This is a genomic window from Klebsiella sp. RCJ4 (assembly GCF_009025755.1).
Taxonomy (GTDB): domain Bacteria; phylum Pseudomonadota; class Gammaproteobacteria; order Enterobacterales; family Enterobacteriaceae; genus Klebsiella; species Klebsiella michiganensis.
Genome location: NZ_WCIN01000046.1, coordinates 174,250 through 191,626, shown reverse-complemented (window position 1 = coordinate 191,626; position 17,377 = coordinate 174,250). Strand labels below are relative to the sequence as shown.

General features: G+C 57.5%; 17 protein-coding genes and 2 tRNA genes. 6 read left to right on the top strand and 13 right to left on the bottom strand.

The features are described from left to right. Positions 1 to 23: 23 nt before the first annotated feature. The 7 genes from F8562_RS26770 to ghrA all read right to left on the bottom strand — a co-directional run bounded on the left by F8562_RS26770 (position 24) and on the right by ghrA (position 4,834). The gene (locus tag F8562_RS26770; protein ID WP_032719702.1) at positions 24 to 614 is read right to left on the bottom strand and encodes a TetR/AcrR family transcriptional regulator; all 591 of its coding nucleotides are present in this window, start codon (positions 612 to 614) and stop codon (positions 24 to 26) included. A gap of 46 nt (positions 615 to 660) precedes the next feature. Beyond that, positions 661 to 1,215 (bottom strand): O-acetyl-ADP-ribose deacetylase, encoded by a 555-nt coding sequence (gene ymdB, locus F8562_RS26765; protein ID WP_014228822.1) that lies wholly within the window; start codon positions 1,213 to 1,215, stop codon positions 661 to 663. An 89-nt stretch (positions 1,216 to 1,304) separates the two neighbouring features. Next, positions 1,305 to 1,610: a type 1 fimbrial protein gene (locus tag F8562_RS26760; protein ID WP_014228821.1), complete on the bottom strand. Its 306-nt coding sequence runs from the start codon at positions 1,608 to 1,610 to the stop codon at positions 1,305 to 1,307. Positions 1,611 to 1,900: 290 nt separating this feature from the next. Further along, a complete protein-coding gene (locus F8562_RS26755) occupies positions 1,901 to 2,392 on the bottom strand; it encodes a DUF1097 domain-containing protein (RefSeq protein WP_014228820.1) in 492 nt (163 codons plus the stop codon). 103 nt (positions 2,393 to 2,495) lie between these two features. Next, the gene (locus tag F8562_RS26750) at positions 2,496 to 3,050 is read right to left on the bottom strand and encodes a molecular chaperone (RefSeq protein ID WP_014228819.1); all 555 of its coding nucleotides are present in this window, start codon (positions 3,048 to 3,050) and stop codon (positions 2,496 to 2,498) included. A 22-nt stretch (positions 3,051 to 3,072) separates the two neighbouring features. Continuing rightward, entirely contained in the window at positions 3,073 to 3,810 is a 738-nt protein-coding gene (locus F8562_RS26745; RefSeq protein WP_014838074.1) for a phosphatase, read from the bottom strand. Positions 3,811 to 3,895: 85 nt separating this feature from the next. Beyond that, positions 3,896 to 4,834 (bottom strand): glyoxylate/hydroxypyruvate reductase GhrA, encoded by a 939-nt coding sequence (gene ghrA / locus F8562_RS26740; RefSeq protein WP_014838073.1) that lies wholly within the window; start codon positions 4,832 to 4,834, stop codon positions 3,896 to 3,898. Between the two features lie 268 nt (positions 4,835 to 5,102). Between ghrA and F8562_RS26735 the strand changes: the two genes are divergently transcribed. Continuing rightward, a tRNA-Ser gene (locus F8562_RS26735) sits at positions 5,103 to 5,190 on the top strand. 606 nt (positions 5,191 to 5,796) lie between these two features. On the opposite strand, the gene F8562_RS26730 is transcribed toward F8562_RS26735, so the two are convergent. Continuing rightward, entirely contained in the window at positions 5,797 to 6,702 is a 906-nt protein-coding gene (locus tag F8562_RS26730) for a LysR family transcriptional regulator (RefSeq protein ID WP_014838072.1), read from the bottom strand. A gap of 114 nt (positions 6,703 to 6,816) precedes the next feature. Here F8562_RS26730 and F8562_RS26725 point away from each other — a divergent pair, with 114 nt between their 5' ends. From F8562_RS26725 to F8562_RS26715, 3 genes are all read left to right on the top strand, one after another. Continuing rightward, the gene (locus F8562_RS26725) at positions 6,817 to 7,677 is read left to right on the top strand and encodes a pirin family protein (protein ID WP_014228815.1); all 861 of its coding nucleotides are present in this window, start codon (positions 6,817 to 6,819) and stop codon (positions 7,675 to 7,677) included. 20 nt (positions 7,678 to 7,697) lie between these two features. Then, a complete protein-coding gene (locus F8562_RS26720) occupies positions 7,698 to 8,375 on the top strand; it encodes an isochorismatase family protein (RefSeq protein ID WP_094909533.1) in 678 nt (225 codons plus the stop codon). A 145-nt stretch (positions 8,376 to 8,520) separates the two neighbouring features. Next, a tRNA-Ser gene (locus tag F8562_RS26715) sits at positions 8,521 to 8,608 on the top strand. Positions 8,609 to 8,696: 88 nt separating this feature from the next. On the opposite strand, the gene F8562_RS26710 is transcribed toward F8562_RS26715, so the two are convergent. From F8562_RS26710 to F8562_RS26695, 4 genes are all read right to left on the bottom strand, one after another. Further along, positions 8,697 to 11,771, bottom strand: coding sequence for an efflux RND transporter permease subunit (locus F8562_RS26710; RefSeq protein WP_014838071.1), 3,075 nt, complete (start codon positions 11,769 to 11,771; stop codon positions 8,697 to 8,699). Further along, positions 11,768 to 12,916, bottom strand: a complete 1,149-nt coding sequence (locus F8562_RS26705; protein ID WP_014228812.1) for an efflux RND transporter periplasmic adaptor subunit — start codon at positions 12,914 to 12,916, stop codon at positions 11,768 to 11,770. The genes F8562_RS26710 and F8562_RS26705 overlap by 4 nt, the downstream gene beginning before the upstream one ends. 79 nt (positions 12,917 to 12,995) lie before the next feature. Next, the gene (locus F8562_RS26700) at positions 12,996 to 14,192 is read right to left on the bottom strand and encodes a sensor histidine kinase (protein WP_014838070.1); all 1,197 of its coding nucleotides are present in this window, start codon (positions 14,190 to 14,192) and stop codon (positions 12,996 to 12,998) included. Beyond that, positions 14,189 to 14,884: a response regulator gene (locus F8562_RS26695; protein WP_014228810.1), complete on the bottom strand. Its 696-nt coding sequence runs from the start codon at positions 14,882 to 14,884 to the stop codon at positions 14,189 to 14,191. Before F8562_RS26695 ends, F8562_RS26700 begins: the two co-directional genes overlap by 4 nt. Positions 14,885 to 15,006: 122 nt before the next feature. Here F8562_RS26695 and F8562_RS26690 point away from each other — a divergent pair, with 122 nt between their 5' ends. Beyond that, positions 15,007 to 15,795 carry a MipA/OmpV family protein gene (locus F8562_RS26690; RefSeq protein WP_014838069.1) on the top strand — a complete coding sequence of 263 codons (789 nt, stop codon included), beginning with the start codon at positions 15,007 to 15,009 and terminating at the stop codon, positions 15,793 to 15,795. Between the two features lie 115 nt (positions 15,796 to 15,910). After that, a complete protein-coding gene (locus F8562_RS26685) occupies positions 15,911 to 16,204 on the top strand; it encodes a YciI family protein (RefSeq protein ID WP_014838068.1) in 294 nt (97 codons plus the stop codon). Between the two features lie 50 nt (positions 16,205 to 16,254). Here the strand turns inward: F8562_RS26685 and phoH are convergent, their stop codons facing one another. Beyond that, positions 16,255 to 17,043 (bottom strand): phosphate starvation-inducible protein PhoH, encoded by a 789-nt coding sequence (gene phoH / locus F8562_RS26680; RefSeq protein ID WP_014228807.1) that lies wholly within the window; start codon positions 17,041 to 17,043, stop codon positions 16,255 to 16,257. Positions 17,044 to 17,377: the final 334 nt, after the last annotated feature.

Sequence of the window (17,377 nt, the reverse complement as noted above, 5' to 3'; positions counted from 1 at the left end):
TGTGTGGAATGCACATAGCAGCGCTATTTTTGCGCAAACAACAGCTGAAAGACATCGCGGTACAGGCTCTCCATCGCCTCTTTATCTACCGTCGGGGCCGTCGCCAGGTCGCAACGGTATGCCGCCCCTTCCGTTAATATCGCGATAAATTCGCAGGCGACGCTAATTTGCTCCGCGGTCATCTCAGGATGGTAGTGGCGGGTAAGCCGTCCGCCCTCCTCTTTCAGGCGACGATCGGCCTGGATCATAATTTCACGCAGGCGCGGATTTCGGGACGCCTCGGCGTTAATTTCCATCAGCAGATAATTATCGTTTTTCGTAGACTCGGTCGCGGGGAGCACGCCGGCTAAAACTGAAGCCATGCGGGCTAAATCATGATTCCCGGCAACCATTTCACCCACTCTGGCATTCACGATCTCGCTGACGATAACTTCGATGATCTCTTCTTTGCTGGCGAAAACGCGATATAGCTGGCCTACGCTAAGGCCAGCCTGACGCGCAATATCCGCTACGGAGGCGCCATGCAGGCCCTTTTCCGCGAAACATTTTTGTGCCGCGGCAACAATTTCCATCCGGCGAAGCCGTTGTTTTTGTAGAACCTTCCCTTCAGTCACCGATGACTCTCCCGTTATGATAGTTTCCCGCCTTCGCAGGAAACTATCATATCTTATTCTGATGGCCGAGTTGCGCGCGACTCGCCTCGAGTAATTGGGTATAGATGCCGGCGGTTTCGCTATCAAAACAAACGAAATAAACGCGCTCCAGCGGATTGTAGCGAGTGAGAAAGGCAGTTACCGTCCGCACGGCTATCTCCGCGGCAGCCTGTTTAGGGTAACCATATACGCCGGTGCTGATAGCAGGAAATGCGATGGATCGGTAATTATTTGCCGAGGCCAGCAGCAGGCTATTTTTGTAAACGTCAGCCAGTAATTCCGCCTCCTGCCTGTCACCGCCGTGCCAGACCGGCCCTACGGCGTGAATCACCGCGCTGGCGGGCAGATTTCCTGCCGCCGTAATCACCGCATGACCCGGCGGACACTCTCCCTGCTGTTGCCGCACAACTTTACAGGCAGCCAGCAGTTCCGGCCCTGCCGCGCGGTGAATCGCCCCGTCCACCCCGCCGCCGCCAAGCAGCGACGGATTAGCCGCGTTGACGATAACATCGACCTCAAGCCTGGTAATATCGCCGAGAACCACTTCAGGTTGAACAGCCATTTCTCCTCCTGTCGGCATACGTCTTGAAAGGAATACAGGAGGATAATATGGCACGATAGCCCCCGGGGCGAAAGCCCGGGGGCAGAGGGTTACCGATAATCAACATCCAGAATGGCGAGGGTCCGTTGCGGATTAATATAGCGTAATTGCGCAGAACGGATATTTTCGTTGCGGATATTCCCTTTCTCAAGCTGCTGAGCGGAAATTTTAATCGTCTCCGCCCGCGGGCAATCCATAATAACCTGATTATTGATTGCATCGAGCTGGCAAGGTGCTTCCACCACCCGTCCGTAAAAATGGACGACGCCAGCCACGGTCTGTTCGGCGATCGCAGGGCTAATAAACGAGGGTAATATAAACAGGGCTGCAAGCGAAGCATATCTAATTGTTTTCATTATAAAACTCCTCTGCATATCGGTATAGCTACTGAAGAGCACCAGCCATCCATGAGTGCGACGAGTTATATTTTTTTACTTCACTTTAATTATATTAACAATTTTAAAACAAAAAATATCATTTGTTTAAATGTGCTAACAAAATCGATTCACTAACTCCCGGTACAGTTAAAGTTGCGGATATATAAGGAAAAACAAAATGGCGGGAAGATTTATGATGAGGTAATACTTGGCAGAAAAAACAGCCAAAGAGCCCGACGGGCTCTTTGGTGATAAAAAAGTGGGATAGGTTAAAAAGATTCGCGACTTTGATTAGCCAGAGATTTATTTTTCTCCGCCCGGGTCGCCAGCCACAGGCCGCTATTTTTCATGGCATAGCCAAATACCAGGCCCAGCGCGAGTGAAGGCACAACTAAACGCCAGTCGCCGCCGGCGGCAAACGTCGCACACGCGCCGATAAAAGTACCCGGCACAAAAGAGAGAATCAGCTGGCGCGCCTGGATACACATCAAAAACGCCACGACGCCGGTCATGATATAGCTAACCACTTCCAGCTGCGGCGCCAGCGCGCTACCGTGAATAATCACCAGCGCCCACACCACGCCGCTCATGACCGTACAGGTCGAAATAAGCAGCCCTTTTAACCCACCTTGCGGACAGGCAAAGTAAGCCGTACAGCCGAGGAAACCTGCCCAGCTCAGCAGACCCAATGCGACGGCCACCCATCCCCAGATACCGGAGAGAATGCCCGTCGTTAATGCGATTGCGAAGAGTATGTTCATGGCGCGTATCATAGCAGAAACGCGCCCGTCAAATGCGACACGGAACACACTAAATGAAATTAAGAATGCTTTGTTGCAATTAAATTGTGACTTTAATCGCAATTTATTGCTCATTTTCTTCCTGCAGCTCATCCCACATGGCGGAGAGGGCTTCACGAGTCAGCGGGGCCATGGCGCGCCAGAACGGCGTGGTTGCATGGGCTTCAACTTTGCCCAGGAACTCGCCGCACCACGGCAGAATATACTCAGCGAACAGGGTTTCCAGAACGTCGCTTTCATCTTCCGGCGCGTGATCTTCCAGCCACGAAGCGGCCAGCAGCAAGGAGCCTAAATGATCCGCCGCGCCCTCCCCCGTGGGGACACCATGCGCGCTGAGGAAAGCGCGAACGTCAGCTTCCGTAGCGCCTTCTACCCATGCGCTGCGGTATGGCGCCACGCGGCACTCTTCACCGACAAACAGCGCGTTGTATTCGGCGGACAGAGACGGCATATCGCAGCTTTTTTGCAGACGCTCCAGCAGTTCATCCTGCTCCAGCGGCCAGCTTGCTGCCAGCTTCCCTTCGCGAATAAGGGTAAACAGCGGCACCAGCAGCGGGTCCTGCGGCTGACGATAATAGAGAGAGCCCAGCACGCGGCAGAGGATTGAAAACTCGTTCATTCATTTATTCCAGTTATTCAAATTAAAGTTCAGCAAACTCAGGAATCGCAGGCATCCCACGCGATTCAAGAAAATTAAGCAGACGCCGCGGCGTCACGTTAAGAATTCGCTCTTCCGGAAAATCAACAGCATCGAGGATTTTGCGACATTCGCTAAATTCACCAAGCGTGAATGCCGTATGGGAATCCGAGCCCAGCGCAACCCAGCCGCCGGCATCGCGTACGGCCGCGGCAACGGCACGGCAGTTATCTGCGCTGCCAATGCGCGACGAAACAAAGGATGAGTTATTGATTTCCAGCGCCACGTGGTGCTTCGCCGCTGCCGCGGCAATGGCCGGGATATCAACGGGAAACTTAGGATTACCCGGATGGCTAATGATATGCACCGCGCCGCTCGCTATCGTGGCGATCATCGCTTCGGTATGCGTTGCTTTATCCTTTGGAGGGAACACCGGCTCGTGAAAACCGGCAATGATCAGGTCCAGCGAGTTGAGCATCGGGCCGGTACAGTCAATTTCGCCCTGGGTATTTTTGATATTGGCTTCGATACCGCGCAGGATACCAACGCCCTCCACCAGCCGCGGCCAGATACGCATATTAATAAAATGCCAGTAGTGAGGCGCATCGGCCATATCGGGCCCGTGGTCGGTAATGGCAAAAAGTTTGATCCCCTTGCGCTTTGCTTCTGCAATATAATCGTGCAGGGTACTGTAGGCGTGGGTGCTGGCGACGGTATGCATGTGCAGGTCAACAGGATACATCACAATCTCCTTCTCTGTTTGTGGCAAGAATAGCAGGAATCTGCGCCTGTGATCAGCAAAAACCCCGCTCATGCGGGGCTGTCGCTTAGTATCCCAGCTGGCGATCGACCTGCCCGCTGACCGTTTCACCTCGTTCTAACTGACCGATGGTTTTGGCGATATAAGCCATGGCTTCCAGAGGCCGGGTGACGGCGGCAACATGCGGCGTCATCGCCACTCGCGGATGCCGCCAAAGCGGGCTCGCTTCAGGCAGCGGTTCGCGGCTGTACACATCCAGCATCGCGCCTTTCAACTTGCCGCTATTCAGCGCGTCCAGAAGATCGTCTTCCACCACATGAACACCTCGAGCCAGATTCAGCACGTAGCTGTTATCCGGCAGCTGCGCCAGGCGCGCGCTATTAATAATTCCAACGGTTTCCGCCGTGTTGGGCAGCAGGTTTATCAGCACTCGTGTTCCGTTGAGGAAGGCATTCAGCTCCTCTTCTCCGGCAAAGCTGGTGACCTGCGGCCAGGATTTGCGGCTGCGGCTCCAGATGCGTAACGGAAAGCCCCAGCTTTGCAGGGCTTCGGCCACTTTCGCGCCAAGCACGCCCGCGCCCATGATGCCGATGGTGAAATCTTCACGCTGATACTCCTCCAGCGGCTGCCACCGCGCCTCTTGTTTTAATGCCTGATAGTCATCAAAACGACGGAACCAGTGCAACACCTGGCTCACCGCGTATTCTTGCATCTGCAGCCCCATGCCGGTGTCTTCCAGACGGAACAGCGGAGTTGACAGCGGCAGCATTTCCGGGTGTTCCCGCAGTTTGCTGAGGATTGAATCGACGCCGGCGCCAAGGGCAAAGACGGCTTTAAGCTGGCGGCCCTGGAGCATTTCTACCGGCGGATGCCAGACCAGCGCATAGTCAGCGGGTTGATTATCTCCGGGTTTCCACTCGCGGACGCGCGAGCCGGGCAGCTGTTTTTCCAGTTCCGTAATCCAGAAAGGGGTGTCGAACGTGGGGTGGTAAAAGATGATATCCATAAAGGCTCCTGATAGCCGACGCTGCTGGCAGGTTAGGTTAGCGTCGCGTTTTACTCGTTGTTTTCTATTGGATTGCCAGCATAGCAAATTTCATTCGCCGAGCGTGCGAAAAAGGGAATGGCGATAAAAAAATCGATTTTCGCCCATTTAGGGAGCAAGTTGCTTGAAGTTTGGCTAAACGCGCGATTTTTTAAAAAAGTTGATTGACGGGAGATACGTATTTCCCTAAATTAGCGCCCGTTCCCGGCAACAACGGGAAAGACAATATGGTGAGGTGTCCGAGTGGCTGAAGGAGCACGCCTGGAAAGTGTGTATACGGCAACGTATCGGGGGTTCGAATCCCCCCCTCACCGCCATATTTTAAGAAGAGCTCGTACGCAAGTACGGGCTTTTTTTTTCGCATATAGCACCCCGCCGGGGGGATGAGAAGCCCCGACCGGGGTTCGACAACTGGCGACAGCCAGTTGGACAGATGACGAGCCTGCGAGGAATCTGCCCCGACAAAATTGCCGGGAGCAATTTTGCACAGAGCCTGCGCTGGCCCCGCAGGGGCGAGGCCCAGGGACGGGCCGAGTAACGGCGAGCGCAGCGAGTCAATCCCCCCCTCACCGCCATGTTTTAAGAAGGGCTCGTACGCAAGTACGGGCTTTTTTTTCGCCTGCTGCGCTCCGTCCGGTAGCCCGGACAGATGCGCAGCATCGCCTCCGGGAAATTCTGCTACTCCATGCTCTTCTCACGGGGGCGGCGCACAGCGCGTGCCCGGGCTACAGTACCGCAGATTGCCGATAGCCCGTAGCCCGGGTAAGGCGTTTACGCCGCAACCCGGGGAATATGCCGTGACGTGGTATTGCAGTGGCTTCTTCCCGGCTTGCGCTGCGCTTAGCCGGGCTACCGGGCCGCAGATCGCCGGTAATCCGAGCCCGGACAGGCGCATCGCGCCGCCGCCGGGATTGTGGCAAATGCTAATCCTCTTCCATCCGCTGATACTCTTCGCTGAGAAAATCCACCAGCGCCCTGACCGAGGGGAGTAATCCGCGACGAGAGGCAAACACCGCATGGATCACCTCCCTGCGCGGTTGCCACTCATCGAGGACAACCACCAGCTCTCCGGCGGCCAACTGATCGCGCACCATTAATAAAGGAAGCTGTACCACCCCAACGCCGGCAATGGCCGCTTCACGGAGCGCCAGCATATCCGTGGTGACCAGCCGGGGAGTAAAGTAGATTTCCGCCCTTGCCCCCTCCGGGCCGGTCAACTGCCACTTATGCTGATGTTTGCCCGCCCCCAGGCTTAACCCCGGCCAATCGCTTAGCGCTGAAGGAACCTGAGGCTGCCCCTGCCGCTCCACCAACCGTGGGCTGGCGACCAGACGGTGCCCGCGATCGGCCAGAACACGCATCACCAGATCGCTATCTTCTATCGGCCTTGGACGTACGCGAACCGCGACGTCGACGCCTTCTCCAACAACATCAACGCGTCGGTTAGTCGCTTCCAGCTGCAGATTCACGCCCGGATAGCGCACCATAAACCGTGCCAGCATCGGCCCGATATGCGCATGCAATAGCGTTACCGGGCAGGTCAGCTTTACGCTCCCGCGCGGCTCGGAACGCAGGGTTTCCACCGCCTGTTCTGCCGCTTCCGCCTCGATCAGCATCGCTTTGCAGTGCTGATAAAAGGTCAGGCCAACTTCCGTTACCGCAAACTGCCGGGTTGTACGTTGAATTAAACGGACGCCGAGGCGTTCTTCTAGCTGGGCGATACGACGGCTCAACTTGGATTTGGGTTGATCGAGCGCCCTGCCCGCCGCGGCAAAACCACCGTGATCGATCACCTGTACGAACCAGGCTAAGTCATTGAGATCCTGCATCCTTCCCCCATCGTTCCATTTTTAGAACAGTATAGGTCATTTTTGCTATCTAGCGGACTATTAGTGGCGAATCTATGCTTATTCACATCAGAAACAGCTATTCAGGAGACTGCCATGAAACAAATTACAGGTATCTACACCGCGCCTTCACAGCACTGGGTAGGCGATGGTTTCCCGGTTCGCTCAATGTTCTCTTACCAGACTCACGGCGAACAGCTAAGCCCCTTCCTGCTGCTCGACTACGCAGGCCCCCATCACTTCCCGGCGGGGACAGGCAAACGCGGCGTCGGCGAACATCCGCATCGCGGATTTGAAACCGTCACCGTGGTCTATTCCGGCGAAGTTGAACATCGTGACTCTACCGGCAGAGGCGGCGTCATTGGGCCGGGCGATGTGCAGTGGATGACCGCGGGCGCCGGGATCCTGCATGAAGAGTTCCACTCGGCGGAATTTACCCGTACCGGCGGCGAGCTGAAGATGATTCAGCTCTGGGTCAACCTCCCGGCGAAAGACAAAATGACGCAGCCGGGATACCAGAGCATCACTGCTGATGTGATTCCTGACGTTGAGCTGCCGAATAATGCGGGCCATATGCGGGTTATTGCCGGGCGCTACGAAGATATTGTCGGCCCTGCGCACACGTTTTCTCCGCTTAACGTCTGGGACCTGCAGCTTAACCAGAGCCAGGAAATCACGCTGCATCAGCCTGCCGGCTGGAGTACGGCGCTGGTCGTTCTGGAAGGTGAAGTGGTGGTGAACGGCGAGGGTAGCGCCCGCGAGGGTCAGCTGGTGGTGCTCAGCCAGAAAGGAGAAGCGCTCCACCTCTCGGCCAGTAGCAACGCAAAAGTACTGCTGATGGCCGGTGAACCGCTGCAGGAGCCGATTGTGGGCTACGGCCCCTTTGTGATGAATACCAAAGCACAAATCGCGGAAGCGGTTCGTGATTTTAATAGCGGCCGCTTCGGCCAAATCTGATATTGAATGAGGTGAATAATATGTCTACCCCAGCTAACTTTAATGGTTCTCGTCCGGTTATTGATGTCAATGATACCGCCATGCTGCTGATTGACCACCAGAGCGGTCTGTTCCAGACCGTGGGTGATATGCCGATGCCGGAGCTGCGGGCGCGCGCCGCCGCGCTGGCGAAGATGGCTTCATTAGCCGGGATCCCGGTGATCACCACGGCGTCAGTGCCGCAGGGACCAAACGGTCCGCTGATCCCTGAGATTCATGCGAACGCGCCCCATGCGCAATATATTGCGCGTAAAGGAGAGATTAACGCGTGGGATAACCCGGAATTTGTTGCCGCGGTAAAAGCGACCGGGCGTAAAACGCTGATTATCGCCGGTACCATTACCAGCGTCTGCATGGCGTTCCCGTCCATTGCCGCCGTCGCCGATGGCTATAAGGTTTTTGCCGTCATTGATGCTTCCGGTACCTATAGCAAGATGGCGCAGGAAATCACCCTCGCCCGCGTCGTCCAGGCTGGCGTCGTGCCGATGGATACCGCAGCGGTTGCTTCTGAACTGCAGCACACCTGGAACCGCCCGGATGCCGCTGAGTGGGCCGAGGTGTATACCAAGGTCTTCCCGGCATACCAGCTGCTGATCGAGAGCTACGCCAAAGCTCAGGACGTGGTGAAGAATAACGAACAGCTTGATTCACAGCGTTAAAATGACTGCCCCGCCGTGCTACGGCGGGGCAGTGTTCATTGCTTAACCGAACGATAGCGAAAGCATAAATACTGCTTGACCGTTTTAGCGCAACTCCCTATAGTAGCGCCCCGTTGCCCACCCAAGGTGAGCGACAAAACAATATGGTGAGGTGTCCGAGTGGCTGAAGGAGCACGCCTGGAAAGTGTGTATACGGCAACGTATCGGGGGTTCGAATCCCCCCCTCACCGCCATATTTTAAGAAGAGCTCGTACGCAAGTACGGGCTTTTTTTTTCGCCTGTTGCACCCCGACCGGGGTCGCCCCCGGCCATCCTGTGTTATTAAGCGGCGGGACGTTTTTCCCGGTATCTCCCCCTCTCCAGCAGCAGGCTAAAGGACGCCGGCAGCACGGTTAACGTGACGAGCGTCGCGACAATCAGCCCGCCAATGATGGCATACGCCATCGGTCCCCAGAATACCTGGTGAGAGATGGGGACCATACCCAGTATCGCGGCGCAGGCGGTCAGAAATATCGGCCTGGCCCGGTGCTCTGCGGCGGCAATAATAGCGGCATCGCTTTCCATGCCCTGAGCCAGATTGCCGTCAACTTCAGTGATAAGTATCACGGCATTGCGGATAATCATCCCCGCCAGCGCGATGACGCCGAGCAGAGCCACAAATCCCATTGGCGTGTCGCCCGGCAGCATGGCCATAACAATCCCCGGCAAGCCGAACGGGGCCATGAACAGAGCCAGCAGCATACGAGAATAGCGCCGCAGCTGAAGCATCAGCAATAACAGCATAATGCCGAGGGTGACGGGTAAAATATTCAATACCGAGCTGTTGCCTTTTTCGGACTCCGCAACCACCCCGCCTTCGACAATGCTGTAACCGGTGGGTAAACCCGCGCGCAGTTGATCCACCGTCGGGCGCAGACCGTTCGATACGCCTTCTGCCCGCATCCCCGGCGCGAGGTCGGTTTGTACGGTGATAAACGGCAATCTTTGCCGACGCCAGAGCACCGGATCGTCCACTCCCCAGGTCGGCGTGGCCACCGCGCTGAGGGGAACTTTTTCTCCACCGCGCCCCTCAACCATCAGCGATGACAGGGTGGCAAGATTCAATCGCTCGCTGTCGTTCGCCCGCAGCACCACATCAACCAGCCGGTCATTGTCTCTCAGCGATGTGACCGTCGTGCCTGACCAGACGGTATTAAGCGTCTGCGCCAGGCTCTGCGATGACACGCCCGCCGCCCGCGCGGCAGTCTGGTTCACCTGCAGGACGATGGTTCTCTCCGGCTCGCCGGCGGTCTGGTTTACCTCCCGGGTTAACGGCGAGCGCCCTATCGCCTCGGCCAGACGCCCGGCATACTCTCTGACCTTGAGATAATCCGGCCCGCTGACCCGGTATTTGATCGGCCAGCCCACCGGAGGCCCTAGCTCCAGAGGAGAAACGCGCGAAGTCAGATCGCTGAATTGCGTGGTCAGCAGCGTGTTTAACTGTTCCCGCAGGCGGTCGCGGGCGGCCAGGTCTTTCGCCACCACCACCAGCTGCGCCGTATTTTCATTATCCAGCAGAACATCCATCGGCAGATAAAAGCGGATGGCGCCCGCCCCAATATAGGTCGAATAATGGTCAATGTTGCGATTCCCGGCGAGCGCCCTTTCCAGCCTCTCCGTTTGTTTCTCCGTTTCCGTCTGCGAAGCATTGGCCGGAAGCGTCAGGCTGACCAGCAGCTCCGGGCGATCAGATGAAGGGAAAAACTCCCCCTGCATAAACGTGGTCCCGTACACCGACAGCCCCAGCGCGGCCAGCGCAATCCCCAGGGTGGCAAGCCGGTGGCGCAGCACCGTACGCAGAAGTCGTCCATATCCCCGCGCCATGCGGCCCGGGCCTGCGGCACGATGTTTCAGCTTTTCCGGCAGCAGCCACGTTCCGGTCAAAGGGGAGAACAGAATCGCCACGACCCATGAATTCAGAAGCGCCATCAGCACCACGGCAAACAGCGAAAAGCAGTATTCGCCCGCGCTGGATGAGGCAAAACCGACGGGAATAAACCCTGCAATCATGACCAGCGTACCGGTCAACATCGGAAATGCCGTGGTTTGGAAAGCGTACGTCGCCGCCTGCCGTCGCGTATCGCCGGCCTCAAGCCGGGATACCATGGTTTCCACGGCGATCATGGCATCATCCACCAGCAGCCCTAGCGCAACGATCAGGGCCCCGAGAGAGATGCGCTGTAGACCAATGCCTGCCAGCATCATCCCGGTAAAGGTCATCGCCAGCACCAGCGGGATCGCCGCGGCCACCACCAGCCCGGCCCTTAATCCCAGCGAGACAAAAGAAACCGCCAGCACAATCAGCACGGCTTCCACCAGTACCCGGACAAATCCGCTTACGGCGCCGCTGACCACCGCCGACTGGTCAGCCACTTTAACTATCTCGATGCCGTGCGGTAGCCCGACGCCGATGGCGCGCATTCTGTTATTCAGCGTCTCGCCAAAGCGCAGCATATTGCCCGTCGGCGCCATGGAAATCGCCAGCCCAACGGCAGGACGTCCGTTGACGCGAAACTCCGCTGAAGGCGGTTCGGCCGCGCTTCTTTCAATCGTGGCAATATCGGTCAGGGGAAGATAGCGATCGTTGATGTGCAGGATGACGGCGCGCAGGCTCGCTTCGGTCCTGAGGGCCCCGCTGACGTTTAGCGTGATATTCTCCTGCCCGGTGCGCAGGGTTCCTGCCGGCACCACGGCATTCTGGGCCTTCAGAGCGTCCGCAACCTGCTGAATGGTAAGCCCCATACCGGCCAGCCGGGCGGGTGAAAAAGCGATAACTACCTGCTCCTGCGGCTCGCCAAGGAGGACCGTTTTGCCGATATCCGGCACGGACATCAGTTCACGGCGGATCGTCTCCACCCGCTGTCGCACCTCTTCAAGGCTATATCCGTCAGGGATAAATCCGTAAATGGTGCCGTACGTGTCGTCAAACTCATCGTTCACGCTCGGTCCCTGCGCGCCTTCCGGCAGCGATGGCGCAATATCCTGCATTTTTTTGCGGATCTGGTACCAGATCGCCGGGACGTTGTGCGCCGGGGTGTCATCGCGGAGATTAATATAGATAACCGTTTGCCCGGCTCGGGTTTCACTTTCGATATAATCGAGCCAGGGCGTTTCCTGTAATTTTTTCTCCAGGACATCCGTTACCAGATGCGTGGTATCCGTTACCGACGCGCCCGGCCACTGCGCCGAGACTACCGCCGTTTTGATAGTGAAAGCCGGATCTTCATTTCGCGGCAGCAGCGTATAGCTGAGCGAACCGATAACCATAATCAGCAGCATAAAGAAACTGACCATTTGCGGGTTTTCCAGCGCCCATGCAGAAAGGTTAAAGCGATTTTTTGACGGCGCTATTTTCACGGCAGCCTCTCTCCGGCGACGACTTTTTCGCCCGGGCGCAGTTTGCTAACGCCGGCGGTAATAACCCGGTCGCCGGGCACAAGGCCGGAGGCGATGATCGCGGAAGAAGCCGTGTAGCTGGCGGGAACGACAACGCGCAGCTGCGCCTGCATCTGCGGGGTGATGACAAAGACGGCCGGTTTATCTCCGCAGCGGCTCAGCGCAGAAGCCGGTATGGCGTATCCCGTCGAGCCTGATGACGGCAGCCTTACCGTGACGCTGGCGCCCAGCGCCATCGCGGCGGGCGGTTTCTTGAGCGTTGCCCTGACGCGCCATGTCCGGGTCTGGGGATCGGCCTGTGGGCTAATATCACGCAAAACAGCATAGGCCTTCACCCCGGCATCGCTGAGCAAAGCAACCTGAAATTCTTCCGCCCTTTGCGCTTCAACCTTAGCGGGATCCGGGATATCAAACACCACATCGCGCGCCTGACCCGCCGCCAGCGTCACCACCGTCTCTCCGGCGCTGACCACCTGACCGGGAGAGGCGCTGACCGCCGTGATAACCCCCTCACCCGGCGAAGTAAGACGCGTCCAGCCCAGGCTTTCCCTGGCGTTGCGCAAGGCGGCCTCGCTGCTCTTCACCCGGGCGCTGGCGACCAGCCAGTCCGCCTGCGCGCTGTCCAGCTGAGAGCGGGCGATTGCGCCCGTGGCGATGAGCTTCTGCATGCGGTTAACGTTCAGCGCGGCGACCCGGGCGGTCGCTCGGGCGCTCTCATCGTCAGCCGTCGCGCTGTCCAGCTGATTTCGCGCGCTGGTCTCTTCAAGCGTCGCCAGCAGCTGCCCGTAGTTGACCCGATCGCCGACATCCACCGCGCGCGTCAGCATCCTGCCCGCCGTACGAAAGCTCAGGGCCGTCTCATCATGCGCGTGGATTTCGCCCGTTCTTTCCAGAGCGGGAAGCGTCGCCGGGGAACCCACCACCACGTAGCGCACCGGGCGGGCCGGCGCGGGCTTTTCGGCGCTTTTATCGCCGCAGCCCACAAGCGGTACGATCATCAGGACCAGTACGATCGGCGGCAACAGCGCAAACCAGGATAGCGTCCGTTCTGCGCCGAGCAAAGCGGACACGCACTGACGAAGGGAAAGAACTAACTCATATAACATAAACGCCACTCCGTTCGGGAAATGGCGCCATTACATGACACATTCATCGAGAATGGCTCGATGTTGTGTCAAGGGATTATCAAGGCAGGCTGTTTTCTTCTGTGGCGGAAGCGTACGGCAGAACAACGCGAATCTGCAGACCGCCGCTCGCCGGTAGCGACGCGCTGATGCGCCCCCCGTGCGCCACGCAGATAGCGCGCGCAATGGATAATCCGAGGCCGCTGCCGCCGGAGTGTCTGGCGCGGGACGCCTCCTCGCGGGTAAAACGTTCAAACATTTCCGGTAAAAAATGCCTCGCCACGCCGGGCCCATCATCGACAAAATCAATGGTGTAAGCGCCCTCGCCGCGGCGCAGCGTAATTGCCAGATGTCCCCCCCTGCGCCCGTAGCGTACGGCATTTTCCATCAGTACGCTAAATACCTGGCCCATGCGAAAAGCATCGCCGCGGAAGGGACAGGACGGCGATGGCTGAATGGCGATCGTCACGCTCTGCGCGTCCGCCTGTGGCGTTAACCATGCGGCTCGCTCCTGAAGGAGCTCATCCAGACAAAATAGCCGCTCATCGAGCACCAGATTGCCGGCATCCGCCAGGGAAAGCAGATGCAGCTCATCGGTTAATCGATTCAGATGCTGGAGTTGTTTCATCACCATCTCCAGCTGCTGCGGCTGGGTATCAAAAACGCCATCCAGCATGCCCTGCAGACGGCCAATCGCCGCCGTCAGCGGGGAGCGAAGCTCATGCGCCATCGCAACATGCGAGGCGCGGAGTTCTTTATCATAGCGGGCCAGCTGGCCGGTCATTTTGTTAAAGTCGGCAGCAAAGCGGATCATTTCCGCTGGCGCGTCCTCAATCAGCTCCGCCTGGCGGCCAAATTGCCCCCCGGTGACGTCCTTCGCCGCATCACGAAGACGGCTGAACTGCAGCGAGAGCGGACGGGCGTAGCGGAGCCCCATAACGACAATGAAGGGGATCATGACCAGCACCAGCACCGCCACGGTCACCCAGTCCGCCGAGGCGATAGAGGGCGTGGAATAGCTCAATCCCCACCAGGTATCGACAATCTGATGAAAACGCGCCGGGTTGGCCTCCGGATTGCGGCTGAGCGCAATGAATTCCTCCCGCAAAGCGGGCGGCATTTTGTGCATGATCCAATAGTTCTGCACGGCGAAACGCAGCCACATACAGGTGGCGATAACCATCACGCTGCCGATGGCCAGCGCCAGAATGCGCCCGCAAATCCAGCGCCAGAGAGAGGAGTGACGGGTCTTCATCATGGCTGTCTGAACCTGTAGCCCACGCCGCGAACGTTGACTAGCACCCCGGATACCCCCGCCCCCTCCAGTTTTTTACGCAGGTTATAAATATGCGTATCCACCACGCGCTCAAGCGCTTCGCTCTCAGGAAGGCAGCGCTCCAGCAGATACTGTCGCGAAAAGGGACGGACGGGGGCGCGCATCAGCGTAGCCAGAAGCGAAAACTCGGTCGGGGTAAGATCGAGAACATGGACAGATTCCCCCGGATTGCTGACGGCCGCGACGATGGCAGCGACGTCCACCTCCAGCCCCTGCCAGCGCAGAATGTCTTCCTGCGTCTCCGCTTTGCGGCTCCGCCGGAGCACGGCCTGAACTCGCGCCACCACCTCGCCAGGATGATAGGGTTTCACCACATAATCGTCGGCGCCATAGCGCAGCGCGCCAATACGATCGGGCATATCCCCCATCGCGGTAACCATAATCACCGGCACATCGCTTTTCCGCCGCAGGCTGGCCAGCACCTCGGTGCCGTTCAGCCCGGGCAGCATCACGTCCAGCAGAATCAGATCGGGTTTCCAGCGCTGCGCCATATCCAGCCCAGCGAGGCCATCCACGGTGACCGCCACATCATAGTTTTCCCGGCGTAAATAGGCCTCAAGCACCCCGGCCGCATCGGCGTCATCTTCAATTATCAACACTCTTCTGGACAACATCTGTTCACCTTGACCGTTTCTTAACACTATCCCGACCGTTCATTGATTTAGCAAAACCATACTGCACCGGCATTCTGCGGCGCGTCCTTATCGACGGCGCCCGCGTCCACGTGGAGAACAGTATGATAGCCAGAAAAATTTCGCCGTATATGGTCGTGCCGTTTTTAATGGCGATAACACCCGGCGCGCGTGCCGATGAAGCCGCCGCGCCTTCCGATGGGCTGACTATCGGGGTGGGCGGAAAATACGCGCCTCGTTACAGCGGCTCTGACAAGCAGAGTTGGCAGGTGGTTCCCGTACTACAGGGGCGGAAAGGCGCTTTCTTTATTGATAGTCAAAAAGGCATAGGCTATGACCTGGCTGGCGACAGCGGTCTCTACTTCGAGCACACGCTCGGTTATGACCTCGGGCGAGCGGAAAAAAACTCAGGCTGGCGCGATGGGGCGAATACGCTGAAGGGGATGGGTAATATTAAAGCCACCATGAATACCGCCTTCGCCGTCGGCTGGTCGGTCACGCCGTGGCTCACCGTTGAAGGTAAGGCTACGCTTCCGCTTACCGACGCCCAGGGCGTGCATTATCAGACCTCCGCAACCCTCCTGCTGCTCCAGAACTCGCAGGATATCGTTGCCCTACAGTCCGCCGCGCTGTTTGGCGACGGCCGGTACGCCAATACGTTTTACGGAGTCGATCAACGGCAGAGCGCCCGTTCCGGCTATCGCCCCTATCGCGCACCCGGCGGATTTTACGGCATCGACAACGCGCTGACCTGGAGCCATCAATATGACGAGCATTGGGGATCCACGCTCAGCGCCGGCTATACCTGGCTCGGAGAACATGCCTCTGACAGCCCGATAGTCTCACGGCGCAATGAAGGTTCCGTGACCGCGGCAATCACCTGGACATTTTAATCGATTCTGCGCTCGTCCAGACACCCACCGCGTCAGTTGATTAAAAAAACCTGAAGCCCTGTTCACGTGAATGATAAGCTTCTGCAGCGTTACATTTAAATGTTAAGGAAGGAAAATGAGCACCATTGCCGTTGTTGTTCTGACTTACGTTAAACCGCTTGATCAGGTAGACGCCCAGCTTGCTGCGCACGTGGAATGGCTTAAGCAAGGCTATGCTGACGGAATATTTCTCGCTTCGGGGCGTAAAATCCCCAGGTCCGGCGGCGTGATTCTGGCTAAAGGCGATGATATGGATGGGCTGCAAAACTGGCTGAGCCAGGATCCATTTCAGCAATCGGGCGTAGCGAAAGTCGAGATCGTTCCTTTTGAAGCCACGATGGCCGCTCCTTCACTGCAGGCTCTTCTGTAGTGCAGCAAAAACAAAGCCCGGTCACCCGGGCTTTGCAGACGCAGAAGAACTCAGTAGTAGGCTTTCAGCGCACGCTGGCAAAGCGTTGAGCGCACGCAATCATCGGTTGTAAAGCGCACAATACCCACCATCTCATCCTCTTCAAAACGCGCCAGCGCATCGGTCAGACCCGACCGTACGCCTGAAGGTAAATCGCACTGGGTAATGTCGCCGTTGACGATAACCGTCACGTTCTCCCCGAGGCGGGTCAAAAACATCTTCATTTGCGCAGCGGTCACGTTCTGGGCCTCGTCCAGAATCACCACCGCATTTTCAAATGTACGTCCGCGCATATAGGCGAACGGCGCGATTTCCACCTTGCCGATTTCCGGACGCAGGCAGTACTGCATAAAGGAAGCCCCTAGCCTTCTCACCAGCACGTCATAGACCGGTCGGAAATAGGGAGCAAACTTCTCGGCGATATCTCCCGGTAAGAAGCCGAGATCTTCGTCGGCCTGCAGAACGGGACGGGTAACAATAATTCTGTCCACATCCTTATGGATCAGGGCTTCAGCTGCTTTTGCCGCGCTAATCCAGGTCTTACCGCACCCGGCCTCGCCCGTGGCGAAGATCAGCTGTTTATTGTCGATGGCATTCAAATAATGCGCCTGAGCGTCATTGCGCGCTTCGATTGGCGATGCGTCGCGGCTATCCCGCGCCATGCCAATGGCTTCTACGCCACTCATTTGCACAAGCGATGTGACCGATTCTTCTTCGCGCTGCTTATGGCTTCGCGAATCCTGTCTCAGCACACGTTTGGCCTCACGACGAGCTCTGGTCACTGCTTTTTGTCTTCCCATGGATAGCACCTTGCGTTGTTGGTTTACATCACACGCGCCACGATCGACGCGATTATGCGCACTAACGATTGAGGTTTGGCTTCCTTGTAAGCCATTGCTTGCCTGACGAATTGGCAGAGGGTCACGGCTACGCGCACCGGTAACCTTGCCTGGGTTCTGGTTTTCTTTGATAGAGGAGAAGGATTTTGCGGTGTGAAAATCGCGGCCGGAAGTTGGGCTCCCGTGCTGATAAGTACGGTCTGGGGTTTGACGTTTTCCGTTACAGCAATCGGGCATTCGCGATCTCCATAATGAAACGAGACTACTGCCGAGAACTACCGCGCCTGTAATAAGT

What these genes read in the sequence shown, in the direction of transcription:
- F8562_RS26750 (WP_014228819.1), bottom strand. Translation starts at nt 3,050, where the DNA reads ATGAACGAGTTTTCAATCCTCTGCCGCGTGCTGGGCTCTCTCTATTAT.
- F8562_RS26705 (WP_014228812.1), bottom strand. Translation starts at nt 12,916, where the DNA reads ATGTTATATGAGTTAGTTCTTTCCCTTCGTCAGTGCGTGTCCGCTTTG.
- F8562_RS26695 (WP_014228810.1), bottom strand. Translation starts at nt 14,884, where the DNA reads ATGTTGTCCAGAAGAGTGTTGATAATTGAAGATGACGCCGATGCGGCC.
- F8562_RS26720 (WP_094909533.1), top strand. Translation starts at nt 7,698, where the DNA reads ATGTCTACCCCAGCTAACTTTAATGGTTCTCGTCCGGTTATTGATGTC.
- F8562_RS26725 (WP_014228815.1), top strand. Translation starts at nt 6,817, where the DNA reads ATGAAACAAATTACAGGTATCTACACCGCGCCTTCACAGCACTGGGTA.
- phoH (WP_014228807.1), bottom strand. Translation starts at nt 17,043, where the DNA reads ATGGGAAGACAAAAAGCAGTGACCAGAGCTCGTCGTGAGGCCAAACGT.
- F8562_RS26700 (WP_014838070.1), bottom strand. Translation starts at nt 14,192, where the DNA reads ATGATGAAGACCCGTCACTCCTCTCTCTGGCGCTGGATTTGCGGGCGC.
- F8562_RS26755 (WP_014228820.1), bottom strand. Translation starts at nt 2,392, where the DNA reads ATGAACATACTCTTCGCAATCGCATTAACGACGGGCATTCTCTCCGGT.
- F8562_RS26730 (WP_014838072.1), bottom strand. Translation starts at nt 6,702, where the DNA reads ATGCAGGATCTCAATGACTTAGCCTGGTTCGTACAGGTGATCGATCAC.
- F8562_RS26760 (WP_014228821.1), bottom strand. Translation starts at nt 1,610, where the DNA reads ATGAAAACAATTAGATATGCTTCGCTTGCAGCCCTGTTTATATTACCC.
- F8562_RS26745 (WP_014838074.1), bottom strand. Translation starts at nt 3,810, where the DNA reads ATGTATCCTGTTGACCTGCACATGCATACCGTCGCCAGCACCCACGCC.
- F8562_RS26685 (WP_014838068.1), top strand. Translation starts at nt 15,911, where the DNA reads ATGAGCACCATTGCCGTTGTTGTTCTGACTTACGTTAAACCGCTTGAT.
- ghrA (WP_014838073.1), bottom strand. Translation starts at nt 4,834, where the DNA reads ATGGATATCATCTTTTACCACCCCACGTTCGACACCCCTTTCTGGATT.
- F8562_RS26690 (WP_014838069.1), top strand. Translation starts at nt 15,007, where the DNA reads ATGATAGCCAGAAAAATTTCGCCGTATATGGTCGTGCCGTTTTTAATG.
- ymdB (WP_014228822.1), bottom strand. Translation starts at nt 1,215, where the DNA reads ATGGCTGTTCAACCTGAAGTGGTTCTCGGCGATATTACCAGGCTTGAG.